The sequence below is a fragment of the Candidatus Enterococcus testudinis genome (assembly GCF_002140915.1).
Lineage (GTDB): Bacteria > Bacillota > Bacilli > Lactobacillales > Enterococcaceae > Enterococcus_D > Enterococcus_D testudinis.
In genome coordinates, this window is the sequence record NZ_NGKU01000001.1 from 2,372,346 (window position 1) to 2,398,131 (window position 25,786).

Consider the following 25,786-nt stretch of genomic DNA (forward strand, 5'->3'; position numbering starts at 1 on the left):
CCATACATCATGTTTTCTCGTAGTAAAAAACTTCTTTGTAATCTTTCGAGACTATTGAAAATATCCAAATCATCATTAAAGAAAGCACGTGTAAATACAACTTAGATTCTCTCGTGTTTCTAATCCTGTCTGGTAATTGTTGTTCTCACAACGATTATCAAGCTTTTTTTCCTATCAGCTATTGACATTCTATACAAAATATATTGTTTTAATGAACCGAAATCATATGCTAGACTAATTTTAAGTAAAATTATACTTAAAACGGAGGTGTATACGAATGGTAAATATGGTTCCTGTATCAGAAATGAGATATTATAATCAGACATTAAGTGATGTTTTCCAATGTTCTCAAGTCATTTTAACCAAAAATGGTATTGCAAAATATGCAGTAGTTGATTATGGCAAATGGGAAAGAACGAAAGCGACTGTCAGACTTTTAGAAGAACTACAAAAGGGATTTCATAGTTTGAAAGCAGAAAAAAGCACAACTCCTGATGAATTTGCTGAGCGGTTGGGCGTTAAATTTGACTGACTTTACTGTGATTGTTGCAGAGCAAGTGTATAGAGATACAAAAGAAGCTATATTCTTTAAGGAGAGTTTAGAAACATATGCAAGTACTGAACCGGCTTTTGTTAAAGAAATTACTACTCTTATTAAGAGATTAGAAACATTTACAAAAATCTATTCAAATTTATCTTTAAGAATCAGTATTGATGCCCATGTAAAATACCAAATGATTGATGGCTATATTTTATCTTATGAACTCGTGGATTTAGAAGTCTATGTTTTGAGATTGTTGCCAGAAAAATCAAACTGAATGAATACCATCCTTCAATAGAGACGAAAAGGATCCGGCCCCACCATGCCCCTAGCGCAAAGTCATATATTACCCTTAGTATTTGTAAGTGATGAAACATTTCTAAATCAAAGGGGGGCACACTTTTTTCATTTGTTAAATAGTTTTGTTCGTTTGAACTGTTTTCATCCATGATCCATCAACATGTATGTGAAGTACTAGTCCCGATTATTTAAGAACACAGCAACAGAAAATTCATATGATGATTTCTGCTACTGTGTTTCACATTCAAGAGGGATTTCAATTCCATCATACACTCTCTTGTAAAACCAAAAGCAACATGCTATCATATAAATGCAAACGTTAACATTAAAATGCACACGTTAACATAAACCGAGGAGGATAATTATGTCTAAAATTACTGAGATGGAAACATTGTACTATCGAATTCCTTTACCTGAAATTATGGAAGATGCCAAACATGGGCTGCATACGCATTTTGAAGTGCCTATCGTAAAAATCAGGACAGATGATGGCCGTGAAGGGGTTGGCTATACGTACACAGGAGGCTTTGGCGGTGAATCGATTGCCAAACTAATCGATAAAGAATTGAAACATATTCTATTGGGCAAAGATCCGGCCTGTGTTGAATCTTTATGGGACCAAATGAATTGGGGCATCCATTACGTGGCTCGGGGTGGATTGGCAAGTTTTGCCATTGCTGCCTGCGATATTGCTTTATGGGATCTCCGCGGTCAAAAAGCCCAAGAACCATTATACAAATTGTTGGGTGGTACCAGTAATAAAGTGAAATGTTACGGTGGTGCCATCGATTTGAATTTCCCACTAGAAAAACTCTTAGCCAATAACCAAAAATATTTAGATATGGGCTTACGAGCCGTCAAAATCAAACTAGGTCAAAAAAACTTAGCAGAAGATATCAACCGGATCAAAGCGGTGCGAGAATTGATTGGTCCAAATGTTACATTCATGGTGGATGCCAATATGAGCTGGTCGGTCGAAAAAGCCATTAAAGCAGCGAAGCTGATGGCGCCTTACGACATTCTTTTCTTAGAAGAGCCGACGATCCCTGAAGATTATGAAGGCTACGGTCGAATCGCTAGAGAAGGTCAGATTGCTGTTGCCGGTGGTGAAAATTTGAGAACACCGATTGAATTTGCCCATATGATTAAATATGGTGCTGTTGATTTTCCACAACCAGATGCCTCAAACTGCGGCGGTATTACTGGCTGGCTGAAAGTGGCAGCATTGGCGCAAGTCAATAATGTATCTGTTTCTACTCATGGTATGCAGGAACTGCATGTAAGTTTGTTAGCCGCTATGCCCAATGCTGGATATCTTGAAATGCATAGTTTCCCCATCGATCAATACACCACGCGTCCGTTGGTCATCGATCAAACGGATGGAATGGCCGTTGCACCAGAGATTGCCGGAACAGGGGTTGTATTTGACTGGGATAAACTAGCGCCTCATCAACAACCTTTCTAACAATAAACACGCAGAACATTCTCGAAAATGAATGCTCTGCGTGTTTTCTATTTGATGAATGGTTCTTCCTCGTAATCCAAGACCCTGCCATCGATCAATGAACGATACCAACTTGCTGATTTTTTCAGCGAACGGGTACGTGCTTGATTCAACTCGATCCGTACGAGTCCATAGCGATTTTTGAAAGCATTCATTGGTGAGACACAATCCGTAAAGGCCCATAGCATATACCCTTCACAATTTGCCCCTGCTTCGACCGCTTTCAACAACCAATAGAGATGCTCGCTGATGAAGGCAATCCGATAATCATCTTGCACTTGACCGCTTGCGTCCATATAGTGCTCTTCTGCTTCACGTCCCATCCCATTCTCAGTGATCAACCATGGGATATCGCCATAATTTTCTGTCAGATAGTTTGCCATATCCAACATCACTTGCGGATAGATTTCCCAGCCGCGAGAATTATTCATGCGTTTCCCCGGTAAATCAAAGGTTTCATAGAACATCTCTGGGTGAAACGGTGTGTCTTCATGCCATTGATATCTTGGTGCTTTCACCCGTTTCGGATAATATTGGTTGATGCCTAGAAAATCGACCGGATTGTTTTTGATCATTTGCAAGTCTTCTTCCGTCGGATCAAAATAAATGTCGTGGGTTTTGCATATCTCAATCAATTCTTCTGAATAAACACCTTTGACCATTGGATCAAAAAAGACGCGGTTAAAGAACAAATCATACATCTCTTTGGCTTTTTGATCGGCTTCTGACGAAGAACGGGCGTAGACCATTTCTGGATTCAATACACAACCGATCCGACCGGGATACTTGTGTTTATGATAGACAGCTACCGCTTGTGCTGTTGCCAAGGCTTTGTGGTAATTCCACTGCATCCATTTCTTCGTATTTTGTTCATGCGGCCAGCGAATGGCATCTAGATAGCAACGGGTTTGGACCACGATTGGTTCGTTGAACGTAAACCAGTGTTTCACACGATCGCCATATCGTTCAAAGGCAATCGATGCATAGCCGGTATACAAATCAACGACTTCTCGAGAACTCCAGCCGTCATATTTTTCCATTAAATAGGTAGGTACTTCATAATGTTCTAGACAGAGCATTGGTTCAACTCCAGCCGCGATCAACTGATCGATGACTTGATCGATATGTGCTGCGTATTCTTCATCGACCACCAGATTCTCATAATCTGTGAAAAATCGTGCCCAATTGATTGAAGTCCGGTAATGGGTTAAATGAATCTCTTTCATCAAAGCAATATCTTCAGGAAATTGTTCCATAAAGTTTGTCGCAACGGCAGGACCATAGCCATTGTGCCATACAAACCGTTCTTCTTTGTACCAACTGTCCAAAAATGAATCTTGCCCATCTTTCTTGCCTTGCCACCCCTCTGTTTGCCACGCAGATGATGCAGCACCTAGTATAAAATCGTTTGGTATCTTCATATTTTTTCAAAACTCCTTCTATGCCACTTCATTCACTGTTCGATTTGAGACCATCACAAATGGTAAATAAATCAAAATCGCAACAACAATACAAATGATTTGTGTGATAACAGCGCCAATATCTCCAGCCGTTGCCAAGTAGGCATTGACGATTGGCGGCATTGGCCATGGTACCATCACGACAGCTTTTGCAGCAAAACCTAAAGATGTTGCCACATAACCAATCGTTCCTGTAACCAACGGGGTCAAGATAAACGGAATCGCTAAAATAGGATTCAGCATGATTGGCATCCCAAAAATCACCGGTTCATTGATATTAAAGATCCCTGGTGCCAATGAAAGCTTAGTGATCTGCCGCATATCTTCTCGTTTGCTGACCATCAAAATCGCAACCAGCAACCCAATCGTTACACCCGATCCCCCCATGCTCATATACATATCCCAAAATGGCATCGTAATGATATTAGGCACTTCTTTGCCTGCTTCAAAGGCTTCAGTATTGACAGCGATTGCTGCAAGCAACAAAGGTTCTCTAATTGGTTTGACCATTTGATTGCCATGGATACCGATCACCCAGAAAACTTGCGCAATGAACATCAATAGCAAGATACCCGGTAAACCTTGGACAACGCCTTCTAATGGCCGTTGCACCACGTTGTAGATAATGTCGTAAGCATACATGCCTGTCAACGATTTGATAGCAAATCCCGCAGTTGCGATGATCGTTACAGTGAAAATCGTTGGAAATAATGCAGAGAAACTTGCTGAAACATTGCCTGGTACACTGTCCGGCATTTTGATCTGCAATCTTTTTTGACGGCCTAACCACGCATACAATTCAATCGAAAGAATCGCGACGAACATCCCCAAGAATAAGCCCTTCGTATCTGTATACTGTTTGGCAAGCACGTTTTCGGCAATGACCGTCGCATCTTCATGGACAAACTCGTAAATCATTGGGTTCACAGAAAGATAAGACATCACCGCTATGATTCCTGGAAAGACACCAGAAATCTTATTCAGTTTCGCCAACTCGATCCCGATGAGAAAAACCGCATAAATCGTCAAGAAACTCAGTGTGACATAGCTGACCGCAGAAGAAATCGGTTTCAAATTTTCCAAAAAACGCAATGCGTCAATTTGGGCCAATCCATTTTCAGAATCAAACACCATTGCTGAGAACAATGTCCCGAACGCCCCAGTGATGATCACTGGAATCAACGCAGCAAATGCATTTTTGATGACCATGATATATCGTAAACTATTGATTTTTGTCGCAAACTTCCCTAGTACATTCGCTAATTTATCTAACCCGCCTTGCATAATACCCCTCCTAAAAAAATATCCTGATTTTTTCGTAAACGATTACATGACAAATGTAATCCATATAACAAGGAATGTAAACAGCCTCTGGGCTATCTGTAAGGGGTATGTAAATCTCAACGTTTACATATGCGCCATTATCATCTAAGATGAGATTGAGGTGAATACATTGGCAAACTACCAAGACATTGCTGCCGATCTGCGTAGCAAAATCAATCATGGATTTTACCAGAGAGCGCATAAACTACCAAAACAAAGCGAACTTGCTGATCACTATCAAACAAGTCGTGTCACCATCCAAAAAGCATTGACAATGTTGCAAATGGAAGGCATCATTTACGCCAAAAAAGGCATCGGTACATTTATCAGCGACAGTTATTCGACGTTCGATTATAATGCAAAAATCAACCGCGGATTAACCAAGCGCCTTGGCGAAACTGGTAAAATCACGAGTAAAATCATCTCCTTTGCGACGATTTATCCAGATGAGATTGAACAAGAAAAGTTAAAAATCACTGCAAAGCAACAAGTATATGATATCGTCCGCCTAAGGCTTTTCGATGATATCCCTGTTGTACTGGAATATACCATCATGCCCGTACACATTATTCCTGGTATCACCACATCAGTTTTGTCCTCTTCTGTTTATGGCTACATCACCAATCAGTTGTATCAAACGATTGGTACCTCCATTCGCAGAATCAAAGCCGATCACTCAGACACTTATGACCAACAATATTTGGCTTGTGCACCGACTGATCCGATTCTTGAAGTAGAACAGACCGTTTTTCTTGGCAATGGCACCCCTTTTGAATACTCGCAATCCCGCCATCGCTATGATATGGGTGATTTTATTGTGATCAACACCTAAAAAACAAGACACTGACCCCAGCGCTCCTTCACTAGGAAAGAGCAGCTGTGTCAGTGTCTTGTTTTGCCGTCCATGCCTATCAAATAGACCGGCTATCTTGAAAAAAATGCTGATAAACAAGCTGGCCAATCCTTCTTAACCAAATAATACCTTGTCCAGTTTCTTCTTGATCATAGGACAGCGCGGCTAAATAGATGCTCTGTTGATTATTTTTGAAACAAGCCACATCGTGCTCAATCAGATGCAAACGACCTGTTTTATTATACATTTGAAATTCGGGCAGATCAGCTTCCGCCAATAACCCTGGCAAACCTTCCTGATACTGTTGTTTTGCAAAAAAAGAGGGCGTGATCTGCAAGCGGGACTCAAGGGCTAAGCACGCCATCAGCAAGCTGGCACTGGCAGCGGCAGTAATCTGATTCTCCTTGTTCTTTTCAGGTTTCATCATATAGCGTTCAAGACGAATAGCCGGATCTGTTAGAGAAGCTTGTATCTCTGACAACCCAACACGATCAATCAAAACATTAGTCGCCGTATTATCGGATAATGCGATCATCAAAAACAGCAATTCCTTGATCTGCCAATGATCTCTTTCTGGTAAACTAGACAAAATACCCGCACCGCCGACAAGCTGTGCTGGAGGGATTACACAGCTTTCATCAAGGAAAAGTCGCGCCTCTTGAATCTGCTGCAAATAATAGCGATAGACAGCCAATTTGATGATACTCGCCGCGGGAAAGTATTGATGGCTTTGATAACGATACAGACAGTCACTTTGTGTGCCGATCCAAAGGCCCATTTCTAAAGCTGGCTGATACTCTGCGATCAACTGATCCATCGCCTGATTGAACTGCTGATTTTCAGCCATTGAACGCCTCCTTCTAGACTCTAGCCACATGTCGCCATGTTCAACGATCATGGGTTGCTGATTCTCTCCAATAACGGGCGACCACAGCCAACTCCGGTTCATATGGCGAACCGCTGATCGTGGTTTTCATCACCCGAGAGCCTGGGGTTCGTGAATGGATCATTTGATCGTTTCCTAGATACATGCCCACATGATGCACTTCTCCTTGACCTTCTTCATAGGCAAACAAAAGCAAATCCCCCGGCAATGCTTCTTGATAAGACACCGCTGGGGCCTGTTGTGCCTGCTCAATGGTATCTCTTGGAATATTGATTCCTTGCAAGCGATGCAACGTGTACATCAATCCTGAACAATCAAACCCGCTGCCGCTGATTCCCGCCCACACATATGGTTGGTTAACAAACTGTTCGGCTAACGCGATCATTCGTTGCGGTCTCTCCTCGCTTGCTTCCGCTGCGATGGGTGCGGCGAAATGTTTATTGATTGTACCTACCCCATGGGGTGTAGCCACTAAATAACGATCAGATGTTTCATCGACGACGGGCAAAATCGTACCAAAGGACAATATCCGTTGCACCCGTCCCTCATCCAGATGCAATACACCCTCTTTGGCAATGATGCCTACTCGTCGTGTCCCATCATACGCAGCGAATGATTCATTCGCCAATGTATCACTAGGTACATAACCGGGATACCCTAATGGATGCTTATTGCTTGCTTGATCCAAAACGATCACCTGTGACCAGCCATTGCTCTGGTCAATCACTTCTACGACGGTTCCATATAAGACCTCTGAGTCAACGAGATTGTCTTGATACAACCGCATCGTATCGGCATTCGTTAAGAATGTGTGCAGCTGATGGGTTGGATAACGAGTGATTCTTTCTAATACTGCATTGTTCTCTGGAGTCTTCCACAAAAAAGTTGAACTTGCTTGAATAATTTTTTTCATCTATTTCTACTCTCCTATCCCAATCCCAAGTGCATCGGTCACAATCAATTCGCCAGGTTTTACAATCACGCCTTGTTGTGTTGCAGAAATGTTCGTTGTATCCCACATAAAAGGGACATCCAAGTCGATGTAACGTACCTTCGCCATTCCTAAAGCAAAGTGAGCCGCTGCTGCCATTCCACCATACCCTTCAATCATTGATCCCACCATAACTGGTATGTGATGCGCCTGTGCCAATGCAAATATTTTCCGTCCTTCACGAATACCACCGGACTTCATCAACTTGATATTGATCGCATCACAGCATTTTTCTTCAATCAATCGTTTGGCATCTTGATAGGAAAAAACACTTTCATCCGCCATGATCGGCACAGTGGTATGTTCAGTCACATATTTCAGTCCGGCAAAATCAGCAGCATTTACCGGCTGTTCCACAAAGTCAATCGGAATATCTTGCCATTCATGCAATATTTGGACAGCTTCCTCTTTGGTCCATCCTTGATTGGCATCGATTCGAAAAGGAATCTGTCCTTGCAGATGCTGATTGATTCGTCTGATTTTGGCTACTTCTTCGTCAATCGTTCCCAAGCCTAATTTGATTTTCAATGATTTGAAGCCGCTGTGTACTTTTTCCTGTGCATCATGGCACATTTTTTCTGGTGTACCAATGCTGATGGTAAAATCTGTTTCAAGTGATTGACTTGTACCGCCTAAGAAGCGGTACAAAGGCAAGTTGGCGGCTTTGGCTAAGGCATCATGCAGTGCAATATCGATCGCAGCTTTGGCACTGCTGTGTCCCTCGACCAACTGGTCCATTTCATCTAAAAGCGTACACGAAGTATCCACTGTTTGTCCCATCAAAAAAGGGGCAAATCGCGTCGTTATATCTGAGATAATCCTTTCTTCTGTATCACCGGTGATCACCTTGGTGGGTGCGGCTTCTCCAATGCCAATGATTCCGTTGGTAAAGGTGATTGCCACACGAATGACATCTAATACTTGCACTTCCCTCAATGCCGTCTTGAAAGGCGCATTTAATTTGATGGGTATTTTTTGAATCTCAATCTTGTCAATAATCATGTTCTTCTCCTTACTAAACGCAACTGCTATAGCATAAAAGGGACACTACTCAGCCAAAGAAACCATGCCCTCTGAATGAGTAAAGCCCTCTGTTTGGTTCTTCTTATTCTGTCACGGTCACTTGTTTATAGTCATACGCTGCACCAACACTATGGATCACCAAACCTTGTATATTTGGCGAACGTAAATGTGCTTCGGCACTTTGGAACAATGGGATCACACCTAAATCTTCATTGAGTATTTTCTCAGCATCCACCATATCTTCCCAGCGGGCTGCTGGATCATTGGCATGTTCAGTTGATGCTTGCTCAATCAATGTATCATATGCATCGTTCAACCATTTGCCACGGTTATATGAACTGTCTTTTTTGAACAACTCTAAGAAGTTGATTGGGTCTGCATAATCCCCAATCCAATTGTTCATCACCATCTCGAAATCGCCGTTATTAGAACGATCCAAGCGAACCGAAAACGGCACATTGGTGACTTCAACAGTCAAGCCCTCCAAAGTCTGCTGCAGCGTACCTTGAATATATTCTGCTAACTTTTTGGATTGGTCCGTATCTGACGTCAGCAATTCAAAGGACAGTTGATCAATCCCTAATTCAGACTTGGCCTTTTCCCAATAGTCTTTGGCTTGCGCTTCATCAAATGCCAGTGTTGTTTGGGCATCCTCAATGAAATCCGCTTTTGTATCTGGATTGTAGGCCAGATCAGAAGGCACAAAGCCCACAGCCGCAATTGATCCGTTGCCCAAAATATTTTCTACAAGTTGCTGGCGATTGATACTATAAGAAATGGCTTGCCGCAAGTTTTCATTTCTAAAAGGAGAATCCTCGCTGGCTTGATTCATTTCTAAGTATTGAGTGGTCGCACTTGGCTGTATGGTGTAATCATCATGATTGACATTTTGCATCGCCAATTCACCACTCAACGTAATATCATCCGCTTGCCCACTCTCATATAAATTAAAGGCTGTTGAAGAATCTTTGACCACATCAAAATTGATTTTCGTTAACTGGACATTATCCGCATCCCAATAGTCTTCATTTTTGGTTAGCGACCATGCGATGTCAGTGCCAGGTCCATCATAATCAGTTAAAGCAAATGGTCCATTGTATACAGCATCTTCACTCGTCAACGCGTATTGATCCCCAAAAGACGTAACGGCTGCTTCATTTTGCGGGAAGAAGGTCGGAAAAGCCAACAAAGAAAGAAAATAAGGTGTCGGTTTTTCTAAAGTAATCGTCACTGTGTAATCACCGTCTGTTGCTATACCCAATTCACTTTTATCTACCGAACCATCCGATATGGCAGCAGCATTTTTGACTGGTTCAAGCATATAGGCATAATTGGATCCCGTAGCAGGATCGACTGTGCGCTGCCAACTATAGACATAGTCTGCAGCTGTCACCGGATCACCATTCGACCATTTGGCATCTTCTCGCAAATTGACTGTATATGTCAACCCATCATCACTGACCGTCGCATCTTCACTGGCGCCAGCAATCACAGGGTCATTGTTTTCATCTAAGCGATAAAGCCCTTCGTATGCATTGTTCAAAGTAATAAAACTATAAGAATCTGTCGCCAAAGAAATATCTGCACTACCCATTTCTGCGGAGAATTGCACCGTGATCTCCTGTTTGGCACTTGTTTCACTTGATGTTCCTTGGTCTTGATCATTTGCACTACTCTGACAAGCAGCTAAAAAAAGACTGCTCGTTACTATCAACATCGTACCTTTCGCTCTTTTCCCCATCTGTTTCATCCCCTTCTAACATTCAGATAATTCAAACAATTCTGCATGTTAGGAAAAGTGTACCCCTTTATTTGAAGAACTGTCAATACCATCGACTCAAAAAAGAGAGTGGTTACATGGGCATGTGAACAGAGAAGAAGCCCACAAAAAAAAGCGACCTTTTCCTATGAAAGATCGCTAACGATTGACGAGATAAATTATTTGTTTCAATAGCAAACACCGAAAAAAAGGCTTAATAATCTGCCGAAAAAATAATAGATGAAGAAAATACTGACAAAAAAATAAATCTTCAAATAAATGAAGAAAAACGTATCTATTTCGAAATGAGAGTGTTACACTGAACGAACGAAGAGTACCATGCACGAGAAAACGAAAGACTTCCCCAAGTATCCATTTTCTCAAGTACTCTTCGGCATTGTTGGTACGTATAACTATTATACGTACTTTTTTTTATTCTTCAAGAAAAAACTTCCGTTTCGCAGCAATTCGTCTCTCATTTAAATGAGGCTATCGTAGCGTGACTTACCAGCTAGTATCTAAATGGCAAAGAAAAAAGATTTCCCTACTATGATCAAATTGGCTGGTACAGTTGCAAAAACATCGCGAAACCCTTCCCGCACAAAAAGAAGGAGAAAAATCACGCATCGTGTTATCTAAAACTAGCCAAGAATTCTCCTTAATCATAGAATCAACCAAATGAGGACTACACAGTCCATTCATTCAATGTTTTGTCCTCATCATCTTTCAGCACCAACCAGCCGTTAGTGTTACCATAATAGAGAAACATCCCCATCTCATTGACGCTTTTCAAGATAACATCTTCCGTTGTTTGATTGCCGGTGATTGCTGTTTGGTTGTCTTGCCGAATTTTTTCGGCCAATCGAGCAGAAAAACCAATGGATCCATCTTTGTTCAAAGGAAGCTCTTGGCTCAATATTGCACCTTTTTCGATCCGTACTTGATTCCTTTTTTGCCAATAGACAGTTGCTTTGCTTCCTTGATAGTCCACATAGAATGGACGCTCCGCCAACGTTTTCGACCATTTGTGTTGCGGCTTGCCTGGTTTCGACGCTTTTTTCACAGCCTCCACTTCCTTACGGGGACTGTAACCTAGCCAGTCCAACAATTGGTCAAATGCACCTGCACAAGATGCAATATTCTTCACCTGTTCGCTAGGAATCACTTGGTCTTTATTTGCTGAGCGTTGATATTTTTGTCGGTAATATTCAACCAAATAACCCGCCATCATATCCCAATTCGGTGTCAAGATAATCACACGTGTGGCTGCTTTTGCAGCTTCAAATTGACGGTCATCCAAGACATCTACGATTTGATTGCTCACTATCACAAGAATGACGCTGTTCTTTGGAATCGATGTTGGCTCATCCATGATTGCCAATCGCCCCGCTTCATCTGGTAATACCAACGATAATTGTTGCTGGTCATACACTGCTTCTTTTATCTTCATCTTTGGTGCCCTCCTTATCATTCATGCGCATTATACCATTTCTGAAAGAGACGCTATGCAAAGATTGTTTCAAAAAAAAAGATGATCGATCACCGATCATCTTTTCGTTCTTGCCGATTCTGTTCATCTGCATAGACATTGGTTCCTGTTTACACAATGCCTATCTTCAATCAACTAAAGAAGCAATCAACCAATGCAGGCCCGTAGATTTCATCGTATTTGGCTACAACACGTCCACATCGTTCTTCAATGTCTTCATGATCTACTCCGTCATAACGGATCACGTTCAGTACTACACACTTTTCCATTTTACTGACTACTTCTCCAATAATGCGGCGTTGGATGCCGACTGGTTTACATTCATAAGCTTTGCCTAAAACAACTGTTTCTACGTTCATGATTCTCTCCTTAAAATTTCATTTTTCTAATTACATTATCATAATATCATTGAAATCTAATTTAACAAAGAGATATGCCTTGAAAATGAAAGATAAGTACAAAAAAAGCACTTCCAACAATGGATAGCGCTTCTAGAAACATGATAATCTTTACTTCTTACTTTCCAACAATAATTGAACAAAGGCTTCAAGATATGTTTGATCGATGGCATCATAACTGCCAACTTTGCTGCTGTCCAAATCTAATACCCCAATCAATTGTCCATCCGTTGTCATCGGTACAACGATTTCCGACATGGCAGCAGAATCACAAGAAATGTAATTTTCATGTTCTTTGACATTCGCTACGATCAGTGTTTGATTCTTTTCAGCAGATTCACCACAGACCCCTTTGCCTAGTTTGATGCGTGTACAAGATACCCGGCCTTGGAATGGACCCAAAATCAGTTCCCCTTCCTCATATAAATAATAGCCAGCAAAAACAGTATCTGCTAACGTTTCATTTATTAAAGCAGAAGAATTGGCTAAATTTGCGATCCAATTACTTTCCGCTTCCAAAAGCCCCTTCAATTGAAGCAGCATTAATTCATACATTTCGCTTTTTTTATCCATGTCATCACCTCTGCTTCTGATTATAAGCATTCCCACGTGATTTGTCTTGTAAAAAAAAACAATTTTCTCAACAAAATTGACTACTGAGAAGATACGTGGTTTTTCAGGCATCAATCACTGTGAAACGTGTATTGTGCTGTTGCGGTGTTTCGATCTCGTCAAGAATGGCTTTGGCAAGTGTACCGCTTGACGTGACAGATTGGTTTTGTCCGTTGAACAACAAATGATCTTTGCCCAAAATAGCTGGCACGGCCGCACCTTCTTGGAAGAGATTTCCTGGTGAGACACCTACCCAATCGACATTTTTGACTGTTTGCAAGAATACATACTCATCTAATTGATTTTCTGGAATGGCAATCCAGCTTTCACTATCAGGCGCTTTTTTCAAGTCATTGATATTGCGTTCTCCTTGTTCGTTCAACAAGCTGCCCGCACCTAATATGAAGAAGAGTCTAGTGCTTTGCTCACGGAAAAAAGCCACTAGTTTCGCCGCCAAGTCAACATGCAAATAAGCTTGATCTGGACTTGTTGCAAAGGCGTCAACGATAACATCAAAGTCTTGCAAGTCTGAGTGTGACAATGAAAAAGCGTCCTTTTCAATAACTGAACTCTTTTCACCGAATTGTTCTTTCGCTTTTGCTGCATTTCTGACAATGGCCACCACGTCGTGTCCTCGTTGTTGTCCTTCTTTAAAAATAGCAGATCCTGCATTGCCTGTTGCACCAATAATACCGATTCTCATTTCATTCATCCTCTCGTGCCTTTTTCCGATCAATCAGTTGTTACTTAAATAATTACAACAAAAGTATAGAAGAAACTTTGCCTACTGTCAAGGATTTGACTATTAAGGCAAAGTTTTCCGGCAAAAAATAATGATTCACGTGGCTATTCGCTTTCATTGTTTGCTGATTGCTGGATCCCTTCGATGATCGATTGCAGCGAGATTGCTGCCATTTCAGCTTCTATTTTTTGTTGTAATGACGCATACGTAGTCTCCAGGACGTTTTGGATATTGCCGCCAATCATACAATTTGGATTGGTTTTCTTGTCTACATGCAACAGTTGATGTTCTTTTTCGACACTGGCATAAATATCAAGCAAAGAAATATCCTTTGGTTCTCTCGTCAATGTTGGATTCGGTTTCCCACGCTGACTCGCGAGCAGCCCCGATACTCTTAAGTCACTCATGATCCGTCGCACATAAGCTGGATTGGTTTCAACACTTTGGGCAATTCGGTCACTGGACAAATCGGATCCTTTAAACAAATGGATATAAGCAAGGATATGAATGGCGTCACTATATTTGGTTGAATATTTCATTCTCTCCCTCCTTCTATCCTGTTATCATACCTCTTTTTGATCAATTAGACAAAAGGAGAATGGCGTTTGATCGTCTGTACGCCATTCCCCTTCCTCTATTGTCATCAATCGTGCGTATCATCTACGCGCTTTTAGTACCCTTTCGTCCACGCTGATTCCAGTTGATTGCCATCCAAATCAATGACTTCGTACCCAACCATCAACTCTTCTGGAATCCCCATATCTACTTGAAAATAATCTCCGCCATTGGCTTTCGCGGTTTCCGCAAAATGCTTCGCCGCTTCAGGGGTATCGAAACTAAATGCTGTCAATGCGCCACTGCTGCTTTGGGTATCTGCAATGTCTCTGCCCTTCAAAAATTGACGATAAAAATCATGTGACAAGAGCATGACCCAAATTGACTCGCTCCACATCATCCCACTACTGGTCTCATTGGAAAATTCATCATTTTTTACAAAACCTAACGCTTCATAAAAAGCTGTTGCACGTTTGACATCAGTGACCGTTAAATTGACAAAGACCATTTTTTGCGCCATCTTTTCTCTCCCTATTTCCCACAAATTATTGTGTGCGGTTTCATTATACCACCTATGACGCATTCAAACCAAAAGAGTCACTCAATTACAGCTGTTTGGTCACAACGCAAGGCGAACCGAAGGCCACACAATTGGCAGGTATATCCTTGGTCACGAGACTTCCGGCACCAATCACTGTATTTTTGCCGATCGTCACACCTGGTAAGACAATTGAACCAGCACCGATCCAGACATTGTCTTCAATCACAACTGGCAGATTATTTTGGGCTTTTCTCAAGCGTAAGGCGGGATCTAACGGATGCGTTCCTGCAGTAAGTGTCACATTTGGACCAATCATCACATCATCCCCAATCTCGATTCGGGTATCATCGACTAAAGTCAGATTGAAATTGGCATAAAAACGATCACCAATATACGTATTGGCACCCCAATTGGCCCGCAGAGGCGCTTCAATATAAACATTTTTTCCTAGTGCCCCTAATAATTGGGTTAAGATCTCTTGTTTTGCTTCCTCATCTGAAGGTCTGACTTGGTTAAAATCGTAAAGCAATTCATTGTATTTCTTTTGTTCTTTGCCGATCGCTGCATTTTCGTAATAGATTGATCCATTGTGCATACGTTCTTTGATTTCTTCTAGGTTCATTTGGCACCCCTTACATTTTTGCTGTTGGTTATTGATGTACGCAATTATTTTAACATGTAATGTACTAAGCGTCTTGATTTCAGAAAACTATATTTTTCCTTTACATGTGAAGGAAAAGAAAAAAGCCCTTGAAATCAAGGGCTTTTGCTTCATTCGATAATAAAAGATTAACGACGAATTTCTTTGATACGCGCTGCTTTTCCGTGTAATGCACGTAAGTAGTACAATTTTGCACGACGTACTTTACCGTAACGAACAACTTCGATTTGTGCAACACGAGGTGTGTGCAATGGGAAGGTACGTTCAACACCGACACCATTTGATACTTTACGTACTGTATACGTTTCGCTGATACCAGCACCGCGGCGTTTGATGACAACACCTTCGAATAACTGGATACGTTCCCGTGTTCCTTCGACAACTTTCGCATGTACGCGAACAGTGTCACCAGGACGGAAAGCTGGAATATCACTACGTAATTGTTCTTGAGTTAGTTCTTGAATCAATGGATTCATATTTATCATTCTCCTTATTCCCAAACATTCATAAAGCCGTAAGCTCCAGCGGAACATCGTAATAGTTGAGTTTACACTCACTGAAATATCTTACCACAGAACCTGTCCTGCTGTAAAGAAGATTTTCTTGTCATGGATGTATTCATTCAATCGATCACTTTTCAGCTTTGATCTGTGCCAACAGCTTTTCCATTTCAGGGGTCAATGGATAGTCAGCTAACATATCTGGTCGTCGCAAATAGGTGCGTCGCAACGATTCTTTCAGCTGCCACTCTTCAATCAACTTATGGTTGCCATTCATCAAAACAGCTGGTACCTCCATGTCAGCAAAGACTGCCGGACGGGTATATTGGGGATGTTCCAATAATCCTGTTGAATGAGAATCAGTTTGGGCTGAAACATTGTTGCCCAAGACTTCTGGCAATAGACGCACGGTAGCATCGATCATGACCATCGCGCCTAATTCGCCGCCAGTCAGCACATAATCCCCCAATGAAACTTCATCTGTCACCAAGCTGCGAATCCGTTCATCATAGCCTTCATAATGCCCGCAAATAAAAACCAAATGTTCTTCTTCGGCAAATGCTTCGGCCATTTTTTGGTTGAATGGTTTGCCGGCTGGATCCAACAAAATGATCCGTTTTTTGGTATTTGGTGTTTCTGCTTCAATCGCTTTTAGATTATCATAGACCGGCTGGACTTTCAGCAGCATGCCTGCCCCACCGCCATAAGGATAATCATCTACCGTTTGATGCTTGTTGTCTGAAAAATCACGGAAGTTGTTTACATTGATCTCTAATAGATTTTTTTCGCGGGCTTTCCCAATGATCGATTCCCCTAGAGGACCATCAAACATGCGGGGAAATAACGTCAATACATCAATCCGCATCATCTAACAACCCTTCTGGAATCTCTACCTGAACTTGTCCGCTGGCAAGGTCGATTTCTTTGACCACTGATTCGATATACGGAATCAAAGCGTCTTTTTTGCCTTTGCGTTGGATGACCCAAACGTCATTGGCGCCTGGTGACAGAATTTCTTTGACTTTGCCGATCACCTGCTCACCTTCTAAGACGGTTAAGCCAATAATGTCATGATAATAAAATTCATTTTCTTCAAGTTGTGCTAAATCTTCCTTGGATACTTTCAGGATGCCGTTGCGAAAAGGCTCAACATCATTGATATTTGGATAGCCTTCAAAGGTCAGCAAGTCAAAGTTTTTGTGCTTGCGATGACCTGAAACGGTTAAGTCCAAAGCTGGTTGATTTTCACGGAATAAGGTCAATTGTTTGCCTTTGCGGTAACGTTGTTCTGGAAAATCGGTTTGAGAGATCACACGGACTTCTCCACGAATGCCATGGGTATTGACGATTTTGCCTACATTTAAATATTCAGTCACGTTCGTTCCTCATTTCTTCTGATTTCTTCCCTATTTTAGCATAGGGCATGCGCGAATTCTACCTGCAAAGCCAGTCGTAGCTTTTTCGCCAATAAATATAGACGAGCCTCTATTCAATTGATTATTGAAGAAAGGCTCGTCCAACATACTTAGGTTTATTATAATCGATGCAATGCCGTTATTGATTCATCGAGACAGCCATTTCTAATGCTGAAATGGCTTCTTGATGTTCTACTGTATACACGCGCTCGTCATCTTGCCAAACAACGGTGGTGGCCAGATAGTCGTCTTGGCCCATATCTATGGTGATTTGGCCAACATCTGGAACAGGCAGCATATTCTCTTCAAGATACTCGACTACTTCTTTGGCTTGGCTTGTAGGATCTTGTTCCTCTTGATTGACTCCTCTAACGGTCAATGACCAATTGCCTTCTTGCCAGCTAAGATAAGTGGATCCTGCTGCCCCTTGACTGTGACCAGTGATTCCATGACCTAAGTCAACCTCTTGACCACCTTCATCCGCGGTGACATTGACTGCGGCTGCCGCATCTTCAGCGGAGTCATACACTTTGGTCTTGTAGCCAGCCATAGCTGTTTCATTGTTCAGCGCTTTGTCATTGACAGCCAATTGCTGATCCAATCCATAGTAGAGAATCGACAAGTCACTGTCATCGCCATCGGTCGCCGCATTGACGATTTTCCCTTCTCCTACTGGTACTTTGGTCGGTAAAGTGAGGTTAGGAAACGCTTCAGCCAATTGATCAAAGACATTGGCTACGTCCATTCCAGATGATGCTTCGTTTTCGTTGTCCATATCTGATGTGGATGAGGTCATTTCAGTGCTTGTATTGCTCATCGTCATACTTTCACTGGTTTGGGTACTTATTTGTTCACTAGTGGATGTGCTTGCCTGCGTTTCGTCTGTATCGCCACTGCTGCATGCTGCCAACGCACCAACAGTCAATAAGGTCATCAATAATCCAACTTCTTTTTTCACAATAATTCCCCCTTGAATCAAGCATACGCTTACGCAAAAAAAATGACAAACAACGCACACCGTCTGTCATTTTTTCTCATCTAAATCAAAGATTGTTGATCCACTGTTGGATCGATGATGCCATATCTTTGAGCCACTGAACCAATTGATTGCCCCATGTAGATAAATCACCCCAGCGAAAATTTTGGGTCCATTGGTTTAGTTGTATCATGATTTCCACACGATAGACCCATAGTAGAAAGAGCAATAATAAAATACCCAATGTCCGCCATAGAAATGAGCCGACTTTGTATATGAAGACCACGATTAGCAAGACCACGATCCATGCAATGATTTGTGACAATTGCCCCACCTCCTTCAGATCTATTATCGCAAAAAACATCCCTTTTGTCATACATCTCGAGAATGAGAAATAACGCTCACTCATTCCTCTACGGTCAGCTAGTGCTGTTCATCATCTATTCGTCTACACTTTGTTACGCCTACAGTCACTTCTAAATGAAAACCGTTAAGAAGGACTTGCATGCCTTGCTGCGCAAGTCAATCATAGTGATTCACAGCAAAAAAGCATCCTTTATAAAAGGATGCTTTCACTACTTACTTATTTACCATCAATGATATTCAATCGGACTTTCTTGGGTCCGTTGGTGCGAACGCTGTAAACGATTGTGCGGATCGCTTTCGCGACACGTCCTTGTTTACCGATGATTCGACCAATATCATCAGGCGCCACGGTAAGGTTATATTCTAAGAAATCTTCTGACTCGACCACTTCAAGGTGGATCTCATCAGGCTTGGTAACCAATGGTGAAACGATCATTAAGACTAATTCTTGCAAATCTTTCATCCGAAGTCACCTTATTTCTTTGCGTATTTTGCTTCGTGGTGTTTTTTCATAACGCCTTCTTTAGAAAGGATGTTACGAACTGTATCAGAAGGTTGTGCACCTTTAGATAACCAATCAAGAACTAAGTCTTCTTTGATTGTTACTAGAGCTGGGTCTTGTAAAGGATTGTAAGTACCCACTGTTTCGATGAAACGTCCGTCACGAGGAGAACGTGAATCTGCTACAACAATACGGTAAAAAGGTTTCTTTTTAGAACCCATGCGTTTTAAACGAATTTTAACTGCCATTAATTACACCTCCATTGATTTAATCACAAGAGCTAGTTTAACAGGTTTTCGAGGTGGTGTAAAGAGTTTTTTCTTTACAGTTAAAATTTTTTTGTTTTTTCTCTTTTCCTAGCTATGGATATCTTTTGCCAGAATCCAAAATCACGCGTATCATTAATTGTAGAGCAGGTTCGTTATACGCCGATTCATTTTATTTGCGTTTATTACTTACTTTTGGTAAGCTCAAAGAGTAAACAATATAAGGAGGAATTTTAGATGACAAAAAAAATTGGTTTTATCGTAGGTAGTTTGCGTGAAGGGTCTTTTAACAAAATCGTAGCAAAAAAATTCGCAGATTTGTTGCCAGAAGGCTTCGAAGCGGTTTTTCTTGAGATTGGTCAACTGCCTTTCTACAATGAAGATTTAGACGTCGACGGTCAAGTACCGGCAGAATGGGCAAGTTTCCGTCAAGACGTTCAAGGGGTTGATGGTGTCTTCTTCTTCACACCTGAATACAATCGTTCTGTACCAGCCGTCTTGAAAAATGCATTAGACGTTGGTTCACGTCCATATGGAGCTAGCAGCTGGGGCGGCAAACCTGCATTGGTCGTAAGTGTTTCACCTGGTGCAATCGCTGGCTTTGGTGCCAACCATCATTTACGTCAATCACTTGTCTTTTTGGATATGCCAACTTTGCAACAACCTGAAGCCTACATTGGCGGCATCACAAACTTGATTGATGAAAACAATGAAATCAAAGCCGATACCGTCAACTTTTTCCAAACAATCACAGATAAATACATTGAATTCTTCAATCGTTTCAACTAGAGTCCAATCAAAAAGGTGCAGCATGAGCTGCACCTTTTTTCATTTGCCTTATTGTTGGATTGAGCGTTTGTAATGCAACTCCAACAATTGCCCCATCTGGGTGGTTTCTATCAACTGTAACCGAGAAAAATACGTGCCTTCTTGGAACAGTCGTTTTCCTTTGCCTAAGAGCACTGGCGCTATCTGGATAAACCATTCATCGATCAGATCTGCTTCAAGAATCGGTTTAAGCAGCTGCCCGCCTCCGACAACCCAGATGTTTTTTTCTTTGTGGGTTTGTAAGAACGTCACTGGATCTCCTTCTACAATGTTGGCATCTGGCAATGGTTCTGTTAAAGAAGTAGAACAGACATAATTCTCTTTTTCTGGATAGAGCAACGCACCAGACAACAACTTTTTGGCTTCCTGATACGTTTTACGCCCCATGAGCGTTGTATCGATCGTCTCAAAGAAAGCTTCATAGGTGGTTTCTAATCCTGTATCAGTCTCAAACAACCACGTCAATCCATCCGCTTGATCAGCTAAATAGCCATCCATACTCACTGCACCATAAAAAACAACTTTGCCCATGCTATTCATCCCTTCTTTTATCTATTACGAGGCTCATTTATCCGTTCCCTCTTGACGGCAAATACAACTGACCAGATGATCATTGACCATACCCACCGCTTCCATAAAGGCATAGATCGTGGTGGTACCTACAAACTTGAACCCTCTTTTTTTCAAATCTTTCGCTAATTGATCAGAAATTGCTGAATGGGTCGGTACGTCTTTCCCTATTTCAAACTGGTTGATGATCGGCTGATGATTGACATATCCCCAGAGGAATGCCGAAAAGCTGCCACATTCCTTTTGAATGGCCAGTACTGCATTGGCATTCGTGATGGCCGCTTCTATCTTTCGTCGATTGCGGATGATCCCTGCATCTAACAGCAAGGCTTCAACTCTTGCGTCATTGTATGCTGCAACTGTCTGAATATCAAAGGCATCATAGGCTTGATCGAAATTGTCCATTTTATTTAAAATCGTTTGCCAGCTTAAACCTGCCTGATTCATATCCAAGACCAATTTGCGAAACAATTGGCGGTCATCATATTCGGGCTTTCCCCACACAGTATCGTGGTAAACTTGCATCGCCGCATTACTCGTTGCCCATTCACATCGTGTCATGACAAAATCAGCTCCTTTTTTTGCTATTTTACCATAAATGACTTTACTTCTACTAGTGTACTGCGTATACTAGTACACATAAACGAAAGGAGCTGGTATCGATGGTCAGTATCAACAAGACCAGCAGCAAGCCTTATTATGAACAGTTGGTATTAAGCATCAAAGAAGATATCGTTAACGGCATCTTATTGGCAGGTGATCAAATTCCTTCCGTACGAGAGATGGCCAAAACGCTGTTGATGAATCCAAACACTGTCAGTAAAGCGTATAAAGTGCTGGAAACAGAACAAGTGCTCGTGACGATCAAAGGCAAAGGCACCTTTGTTCAAGAAACGGACAGCTTGCCTAGAGACGAATTACGGATCCAGCAGCTCAAAGAACGGTTAAAAGAGTTCGTCATCGAAGCCAGACATTTACAGCTCAGTATGCATGAAATCACCGAGTGGTTAACCATTTTTGAAGAAGAACTGGGGGGAACACAATGAAGATTGAACACGTGACCAAAATCATTGACCAGCAACCGATCATAGAAGATGTCAATTTTTCTTTAAGTCGTGGCGAGATTGTCGGATTGATTGGCCGTAATGGCTCAGGAAAAACAACGTTGTTTCGAACGATTGCAGGACATTACTTGTTAGATGATGGTGAGATATCAATAGAAGATCAGCGCATAGATCTCCACCCTCAATTCAAAGAAGAAATTTTTTATATTGATGAAAAAGAAAATTTTTTAAACGCCTATTCATTAAGGAAAATCAATCAATTGTATCGGCAGGCATATCCCCGTTTTGACCAAGATCTATACTTGGAAACGATGCAGCTTCATGGTTTGCCCCTCAATCATTCTTACCGCCGCATGTCCAAAGGGATGCAAGGGTTGTATAAAATGATTTTGGCGATTGCTTCCAATGCAACCTTTTTGTTGTTAGATGAACCTTTCGATGGTCTTGACGTGATCGTACGCAAAAAAGTAGTCGGTCTTTTGTTGGAAAATCTTGGTGAAAGCCAACGAACGGCATTGATTGCTTCTCACAATTTGAATGAATTGGAAACGATCATTGACCGAGCATTATTGATCAAAGGCAAGACGATCGAAGCAGATTATCGTTTGGAAAGCCTCCGGGAAAATGCCCGCAAGATCCAACTGGTCTTTCGCAGCAAACAAGTCCCACCACTGATCAAGCAACATGCGAAGTTGGTCCAGCGGCAAGGTCGCGTGCTCGTCGCATTATTTGAGCACTATGATCAAGAATTGGCTGAAGCGATCCGCCGTTTGGATCCACTATTGTGTGAAGAACTGCCGTTGACACTAGAAGACCTGTTCGAGGCGAACTTAAGCCGCGAAACATTGATGAAAGGATAAAGGTGACCCTATGTTGATGTCTATATTTAAAGCGCGTTATGGTAAAGCACTGATTGGTGTTTGTTTCATCTTGATGGCTATCTATCTCGGTGCCGGCTGGCAAAGCCAAAAAGACTGGCATACTCAATACAACTACCTTCATTCAGATGAATTTGTCTATGATTATACCAATCATCCCTCCTACTATGTGAAAAGCTATGACGGAGAGAAAGAAATTCCTTACGAATCTATGGATGACTATCGGCAAGACGTATTGACTATTGGCAAAACACGCGATGACACAGAGACCTATTACTATAATGATTTTAATTTTTCATTATCGATATTTGTTTTACCCCTGTTATTTGTTTTTGGATTCCTTACATTCTTTGTAGACTATCGCACGAATTTCACACGTTTTCTGTTGTCATTACCATTCCAACGAAAAGAAATATTTCGTAAAAAGATAGTTTTTGTTCTTGTGCCAATCATTGGTGCATTGACTGTAGGAATTGTTGGAAACTTCTTACTCAGAATAATGATGATTGATTCCCATTATTTTCTCATTCCACTTTCCAAGCTACTTTTGTCAGGAATCAGTACACTAGTTACTAACCTATTGGTTTTCGCCACGGGATTGCTTTGTGGTATCTTGTTGGGTAATTTAGTCGCAGCCCCATTATCCATCATCTTTATTCTTTTCTTAGCGGCTCAGGGTAATTATTTTTACAGCAGCTGCCGTATGCTATTTAGTTTGCTTGTTTCAAATGGAGCGACCGATTATTATACTCCTTTTAATCTTTGGGTCGCTTGGCCGGAGGGCGTTTCATACCCAATATGGATCTATTTGCTTTATGGGTTCTTCATTCTATTGATGCTGATTTTATCTGAAAAAATATTTCTCCGTCTCTCATTAGACAACGAGGGTGATTATGTAACAGTTCCTGCCTTTCGAGCCCCAACGTATTGGTTGATGTCCATAGGCACTTGGTTGTATTTATTGATGATTTCCTATTTCCCTCATGATTTATATAATGTACATCTATACGATGATTCAAACGAGAGTTATCAAGGATTGATCATTAGAGCAATTCTCCTGTTGTTTGTTTGCATAATCATCAGCTTACTAATGGTTTATCCGAAAGAACTCATGAATTGGTGGCACAAGCGCCGCAACAAGCTGGCGTGATTGAATGTTACTCCTAGAAACCAGTTTTACGCTGTCAGTAAAACTGGTTTTTCTGTCGGCTTTTTTGTATGATATGAACAAGGAGGGGGACAATGAAAAAAATAATGCTTTATATTGGTGTTGTCGTTGGAGTCATTCTGGTGGCATTGCTATGCTACATCGCTTATTTGTTCCTAAGCTATCATCGCATCGCTGATAATCAAGAATTAACGCCTGACGTCAATAATCAGGAAACCTTGTCCACGAACCAATCTTATCGTGGGATGACTTTCAATATTGGCTATGGTGCCTATACCGCCGATTACACTTTCTTTATGGATGGTGGAAAAAGCGCCCGCGCCAAAGACCAAGCAACTGTTGAATCAAATATGGCAGGTGTGGCTGCTACCACTGAATCAATTGATCCAACGATTTCTTTTTTCCAAGAAGTCGATCAAGATGGGGATCGTTCTCGCCATGTGGATGAAGTAGCCTTTTTGCAACAACAATTTGCTGACAACAGCAGTGTCTATGCAAAAAACTATCAGTCTGCTTATTTATTCTATCCATTCTTAGAACCAATCGGCAAAGCGACTTCTGGACTCGTGACCCTTGCCCAGAGTGAGATCACACAAGCCACCCGTTATTCATTGCCGATCGAAACCAATTTCAATAAATTTTTTGATTTAGACCGGGCCTTTTCTGTGAGTCATCTCCCCGTATCAAATGGCAAAGAATTGATTGCGATCAACGTTCACTTATCCGCCTATACGGATGATCCCGCTGTGCAAGAAGCGCAGATCAATAAATTGTATGACGTGATGACTGCTGCCTATCAGGCAGGAAACTATGTATTGGTTGGCGGCGATTTTAACCATGATATGCTGGCCAATAGTCCGAGGATTTTCAAGACGACAGCTGACCGCCATAGTTGGGACCAACCTTTCCCGGAATCGACTTTACCTGAAGGCTTTAGCATCCCTAAAGGCCAGATTGCTGAAGAATCAATTCCCACGACGCGTAAATTAGATATTCCCTATGAACCTGGTGTGTCTTATGTCAGTGTCTTAGACGGATTTATGGTGTCCGACAATATAACTGTCGAACAAGTGGCCGTTCACGATGGCGCATTTGAGTATTCCGATCATAATCCAGTTGTGATCGATTTTACGCTAAAGTGAGAATGACTGCTTCATACTCTTACACGTAAGGAGGAACCGTCCATGGTGCTTGTGTATACAGATTCAATTGAAAATGAAGAAGCAATTGCTACGATTTTACACCAACAGTCTGCTGAACTCACTGCTTCGCCTCCCATAAAAGATACATTTTCTATTTGTGCAATAGAAAATGAACAATGGCTGGGTGGCTTGACCGCATCTTTGTTTGGCAATACCCTTCATTTATCCATGTTAGGTGTAGCCAAAGAATTTAGAGGGAAAAAGATTGGCTCACGTTTAATCGAGAGACTTGAAGAAATTGCCCACGAACAAAATTGTTTGTATATGACCGTGAACACACAAGATTATCAAGCAAAATCATTTTATGAAGGACATGGCTTCTCGGTTTTCGCACATCTTGCAGACACCCCCTTTACGGGAACGACTAAATTTTATCTATAAAAGAAGCTTGTTTGATGACGATCGATGACGTG

32 protein-coding genes are annotated in these 25,786 nt (G+C 41.6%); 10 read left to right on the forward strand and 22 right to left on the reverse strand.

What is annotated here, in order from left to right:
• The first annotated feature begins 277 nt into the window (after window positions 1-277).
• From A5886_RS11475 to A5886_RS11485, 3 genes are all read left to right on the forward strand, one after another.
• The gene (locus A5886_RS11475; RefSeq protein WP_086275256.1) at window positions 278-532 is read left to right on the forward strand and encodes a prevent-host-death protein; all 255 of its coding nucleotides are present in this window, start codon (window positions 278-280) and stop codon (window positions 530-532) included.
• Window positions 525-818, forward strand: coding sequence for a hypothetical protein (locus A5886_RS11480; protein WP_086275257.1), 294 nt, complete (start codon window positions 525-527; stop codon window positions 816-818). Before A5886_RS11475 ends, A5886_RS11480 begins: the two co-directional genes overlap by 8 nt.
• A gap of 387 nt (window positions 819-1,205) precedes the next feature.
• The gene (locus A5886_RS11485; RefSeq protein ID WP_086275258.1) at window positions 1,206-2,306 is read left to right on the forward strand and encodes a mandelate racemase/muconate lactonizing enzyme family protein; all 1,101 of its coding nucleotides are present in this window, start codon (window positions 1,206-1,208) and stop codon (window positions 2,304-2,306) included.
• A gap of 47 nt (window positions 2,307-2,353) precedes the next feature.
• On the opposite strand, the gene A5886_RS11490 is transcribed toward A5886_RS11485, so the two are convergent.
• Together A5886_RS11490 and A5886_RS11495 are read right to left on the reverse strand one after the other, a co-directional pair.
• Window positions 2,354-3,766 (reverse strand): glycoside hydrolase family 1 protein, encoded by a 1,413-nt coding sequence (locus A5886_RS11490; protein WP_086275259.1) that lies wholly within the window; start codon window positions 3,764-3,766, stop codon window positions 2,354-2,356.
• Window positions 3,767-3,784: 18 nt separating this feature from the next.
• A complete protein-coding gene (locus A5886_RS11495; protein WP_086275260.1) occupies window positions 3,785-5,089 on the reverse strand; it encodes a PTS sugar transporter subunit IIC in 1,305 nt (434 codons plus the stop codon).
• Between the two features lie 169 nt (window positions 5,090-5,258).
• Between A5886_RS11495 and A5886_RS11500 the strand changes: the two genes are divergently transcribed.
• Complete coding sequence (locus A5886_RS11500; protein ID WP_086276047.1) at window positions 5,259-5,960, forward strand: GntR family transcriptional regulator; 702 nt, start codon at window positions 5,259-5,261, stop codon at window positions 5,958-5,960.
• A 79-nt stretch (window positions 5,961-6,039) separates the two neighbouring features.
• On the opposite strand, the gene A5886_RS11505 is transcribed toward A5886_RS11500, so the two are convergent.
• The 18 genes from A5886_RS11505 to rpsP form a co-directional block, all read right to left on the reverse strand.
• The gene (locus tag A5886_RS11505; RefSeq protein ID WP_086275261.1) at window positions 6,040-6,828 is read right to left on the reverse strand and encodes a serine hydrolase; all 789 of its coding nucleotides are present in this window, start codon (window positions 6,826-6,828) and stop codon (window positions 6,040-6,042) included.
• A 40-nt stretch (window positions 6,829-6,868) separates the two neighbouring features.
• Window positions 6,869-7,780 (reverse strand): C40 family peptidase, encoded by a 912-nt coding sequence (locus tag A5886_RS11510; protein WP_086275262.1) that lies wholly within the window; start codon window positions 7,778-7,780, stop codon window positions 6,869-6,871.
• Between the two features lie 6 nt (window positions 7,781-7,786).
• The gene (locus A5886_RS11515; protein WP_086275263.1) at window positions 7,787-8,860 is read right to left on the reverse strand and encodes a dipeptide epimerase; all 1,074 of its coding nucleotides are present in this window, start codon (window positions 8,858-8,860) and stop codon (window positions 7,787-7,789) included.
• A gap of 103 nt (window positions 8,861-8,963) precedes the next feature.
• Window positions 8,964-10,622 carry a peptide ABC transporter substrate-binding protein gene (locus A5886_RS11520; protein ID WP_086275264.1) on the reverse strand — a complete coding sequence of 553 codons (1,659 nt, stop codon included), beginning with the start codon at window positions 10,620-10,622 and terminating at the stop codon, window positions 8,964-8,966.
• A gap of 703 nt (window positions 10,623-11,325) precedes the next feature.
• Window positions 11,326-12,090, reverse strand: coding sequence for a hypothetical protein (locus tag A5886_RS11525; protein ID WP_086275265.1), 765 nt, complete (start codon window positions 12,088-12,090; stop codon window positions 11,326-11,328).
• A 170-nt stretch (window positions 12,091-12,260) separates the two neighbouring features.
• The gene (locus tag A5886_RS11530) at window positions 12,261-12,488 is read right to left on the reverse strand and encodes a hypothetical protein (protein WP_086275266.1); all 228 of its coding nucleotides are present in this window, start codon (window positions 12,486-12,488) and stop codon (window positions 12,261-12,263) included.
• A gap of 150 nt (window positions 12,489-12,638) precedes the next feature.
• Entirely contained in the window at window positions 12,639-13,100 is a 462-nt protein-coding gene (msrC, locus tag A5886_RS11535) for a free L-methionine (R)-S-oxide reductase MsrC (protein WP_086275267.1), read from the reverse strand.
• A 103-nt stretch (window positions 13,101-13,203) separates the two neighbouring features.
• Entirely contained in the window at window positions 13,204-13,842 is a 639-nt protein-coding gene (locus A5886_RS11540) for an NAD(P)-dependent oxidoreductase (RefSeq protein ID WP_373404591.1), read from the reverse strand.
• A gap of 143 nt (window positions 13,843-13,985) precedes the next feature.
• Window positions 13,986-14,420, reverse strand: a complete 435-nt coding sequence (locus A5886_RS11545; protein ID WP_086275269.1) for an Rrf2 family transcriptional regulator — start codon at window positions 14,418-14,420, stop codon at window positions 13,986-13,988.
• 131 nt (window positions 14,421-14,551) lie between these two features.
• Entirely contained in the window at window positions 14,552-14,956 is a 405-nt protein-coding gene (locus tag A5886_RS11550; RefSeq protein WP_086275270.1) for a VOC family protein, read from the reverse strand.
• Between the two features lie 85 nt (window positions 14,957-15,041).
• Complete coding sequence (locus tag A5886_RS11555) at window positions 15,042-15,599, reverse strand: sugar O-acetyltransferase (protein ID WP_086275271.1); 558 nt, start codon at window positions 15,597-15,599, stop codon at window positions 15,042-15,044.
• 167 nt (window positions 15,600-15,766) lie between these two features.
• Window positions 15,767-16,114 (reverse strand): 50S ribosomal protein L19, encoded by a 348-nt coding sequence (rplS, locus tag A5886_RS11560; RefSeq protein ID WP_054115382.1) that lies wholly within the window; start codon window positions 16,112-16,114, stop codon window positions 15,767-15,769.
• A gap of 154 nt (window positions 16,115-16,268) precedes the next feature.
• Window positions 16,269-17,003 (reverse strand): tRNA (guanosine(37)-N1)-methyltransferase TrmD, encoded by a 735-nt coding sequence (gene trmD, locus A5886_RS11565; RefSeq protein ID WP_086276048.1) that lies wholly within the window; start codon window positions 17,001-17,003, stop codon window positions 16,269-16,271.
• The gene (rimM, locus tag A5886_RS11570) at window positions 16,993-17,514 is read right to left on the reverse strand and encodes a ribosome maturation factor RimM (protein WP_086275272.1); all 522 of its coding nucleotides are present in this window, start codon (window positions 17,512-17,514) and stop codon (window positions 16,993-16,995) included. The genes trmD and rimM overlap by 11 nt, the downstream gene beginning before the upstream one ends.
• Before the next feature lie 178 nt (window positions 17,515-17,692).
• Entirely contained in the window at window positions 17,693-18,511 is an 819-nt protein-coding gene (locus A5886_RS11575) for a hypothetical protein (protein WP_086275273.1), read from the reverse strand.
• 85 nt (window positions 18,512-18,596) lie between these two features.
• On the reverse strand, window positions 18,597-18,854 hold the full coding sequence (locus A5886_RS11580; protein ID WP_086275274.1) for a hypothetical protein: 258 nt from the start codon (window positions 18,852-18,854) through the stop codon (window positions 18,597-18,599).
• A gap of 258 nt (window positions 18,855-19,112) precedes the next feature.
• Window positions 19,113-19,358: a KH domain-containing protein gene (locus A5886_RS11585; protein ID WP_086275275.1), complete on the reverse strand. Its 246-nt coding sequence runs from the start codon at window positions 19,356-19,358 to the stop codon at window positions 19,113-19,115.
• 11 nt (window positions 19,359-19,369) lie between these two features.
• Window positions 19,370-19,645 carry a 30S ribosomal protein S16 gene (gene rpsP / locus A5886_RS11590; RefSeq protein ID WP_054115388.1) on the reverse strand — a complete coding sequence of 92 codons (276 nt, stop codon included), beginning with the start codon at window positions 19,643-19,645 and terminating at the stop codon, window positions 19,370-19,372.
• 255 nt (window positions 19,646-19,900) lie between these two features.
• Here rpsP and A5886_RS11595 point away from each other — a divergent pair, with 255 nt between their 5' ends.
• The gene (locus A5886_RS11595) at window positions 19,901-20,452 is read left to right on the forward strand and encodes an NADPH-dependent FMN reductase (RefSeq protein ID WP_086275276.1); all 552 of its coding nucleotides are present in this window, start codon (window positions 19,901-19,903) and stop codon (window positions 20,450-20,452) included.
• A gap of 48 nt (window positions 20,453-20,500) precedes the next feature.
• On the opposite strand, the gene A5886_RS11600 is transcribed toward A5886_RS11595, so the two are convergent.
• Together A5886_RS11600 and A5886_RS11605 are read right to left on the reverse strand one after the other, a co-directional pair.
• Window positions 20,501-21,022, reverse strand: coding sequence for a dihydrofolate reductase family protein (locus tag A5886_RS11600; protein WP_086275277.1), 522 nt, complete (start codon window positions 21,020-21,022; stop codon window positions 20,501-20,503).
• 33 nt (window positions 21,023-21,055) lie between these two features.
• Complete coding sequence (locus A5886_RS11605; protein ID WP_086275278.1) at window positions 21,056-21,622, reverse strand: DNA-3-methyladenine glycosylase I; 567 nt, start codon at window positions 21,620-21,622, stop codon at window positions 21,056-21,058.
• Window positions 21,623-21,723: 101 nt separating this feature from the next.
• Here A5886_RS11605 and A5886_RS11610 point away from each other — a divergent pair, with 101 nt between their 5' ends.
• The 5 genes from A5886_RS11610 to A5886_RS11630 all read left to right on the forward strand — a co-directional run bounded on the left by A5886_RS11610 (window position 21,724) and on the right by A5886_RS11630 (window position 25,754).
• Window positions 21,724-22,107, forward strand: a complete 384-nt coding sequence (locus A5886_RS11610) for a GntR family transcriptional regulator (protein WP_086275279.1) — start codon at window positions 21,724-21,726, stop codon at window positions 22,105-22,107.
• Complete coding sequence (locus tag A5886_RS11615; protein ID WP_086275280.1) at window positions 22,104-22,985, forward strand: ATP-binding cassette domain-containing protein; 882 nt, start codon at window positions 22,104-22,106, stop codon at window positions 22,983-22,985. Before A5886_RS11610 ends, A5886_RS11615 begins: the two co-directional genes overlap by 4 nt.
• Before the next feature lie 16 nt (window positions 22,986-23,001).
• Window positions 23,002-24,153, forward strand: coding sequence for a hypothetical protein (locus A5886_RS11620; RefSeq protein WP_086275281.1), 1,152 nt, complete (start codon window positions 23,002-23,004; stop codon window positions 24,151-24,153).
• Window positions 24,154-24,245: 92 nt separating this feature from the next.
• The gene (locus tag A5886_RS11625; protein ID WP_086275282.1) at window positions 24,246-25,313 is read left to right on the forward strand and encodes an endonuclease/exonuclease/phosphatase family protein; all 1,068 of its coding nucleotides are present in this window, start codon (window positions 24,246-24,248) and stop codon (window positions 25,311-25,313) included.
• 42 nt (window positions 25,314-25,355) lie between these two features.
• Window positions 25,356-25,754, forward strand: a complete 399-nt coding sequence (locus A5886_RS11630; protein WP_086275283.1) for a GNAT family N-acetyltransferase — start codon at window positions 25,356-25,358, stop codon at window positions 25,752-25,754.
• Window positions 25,755-25,786: the final 32 nt, after the last annotated feature.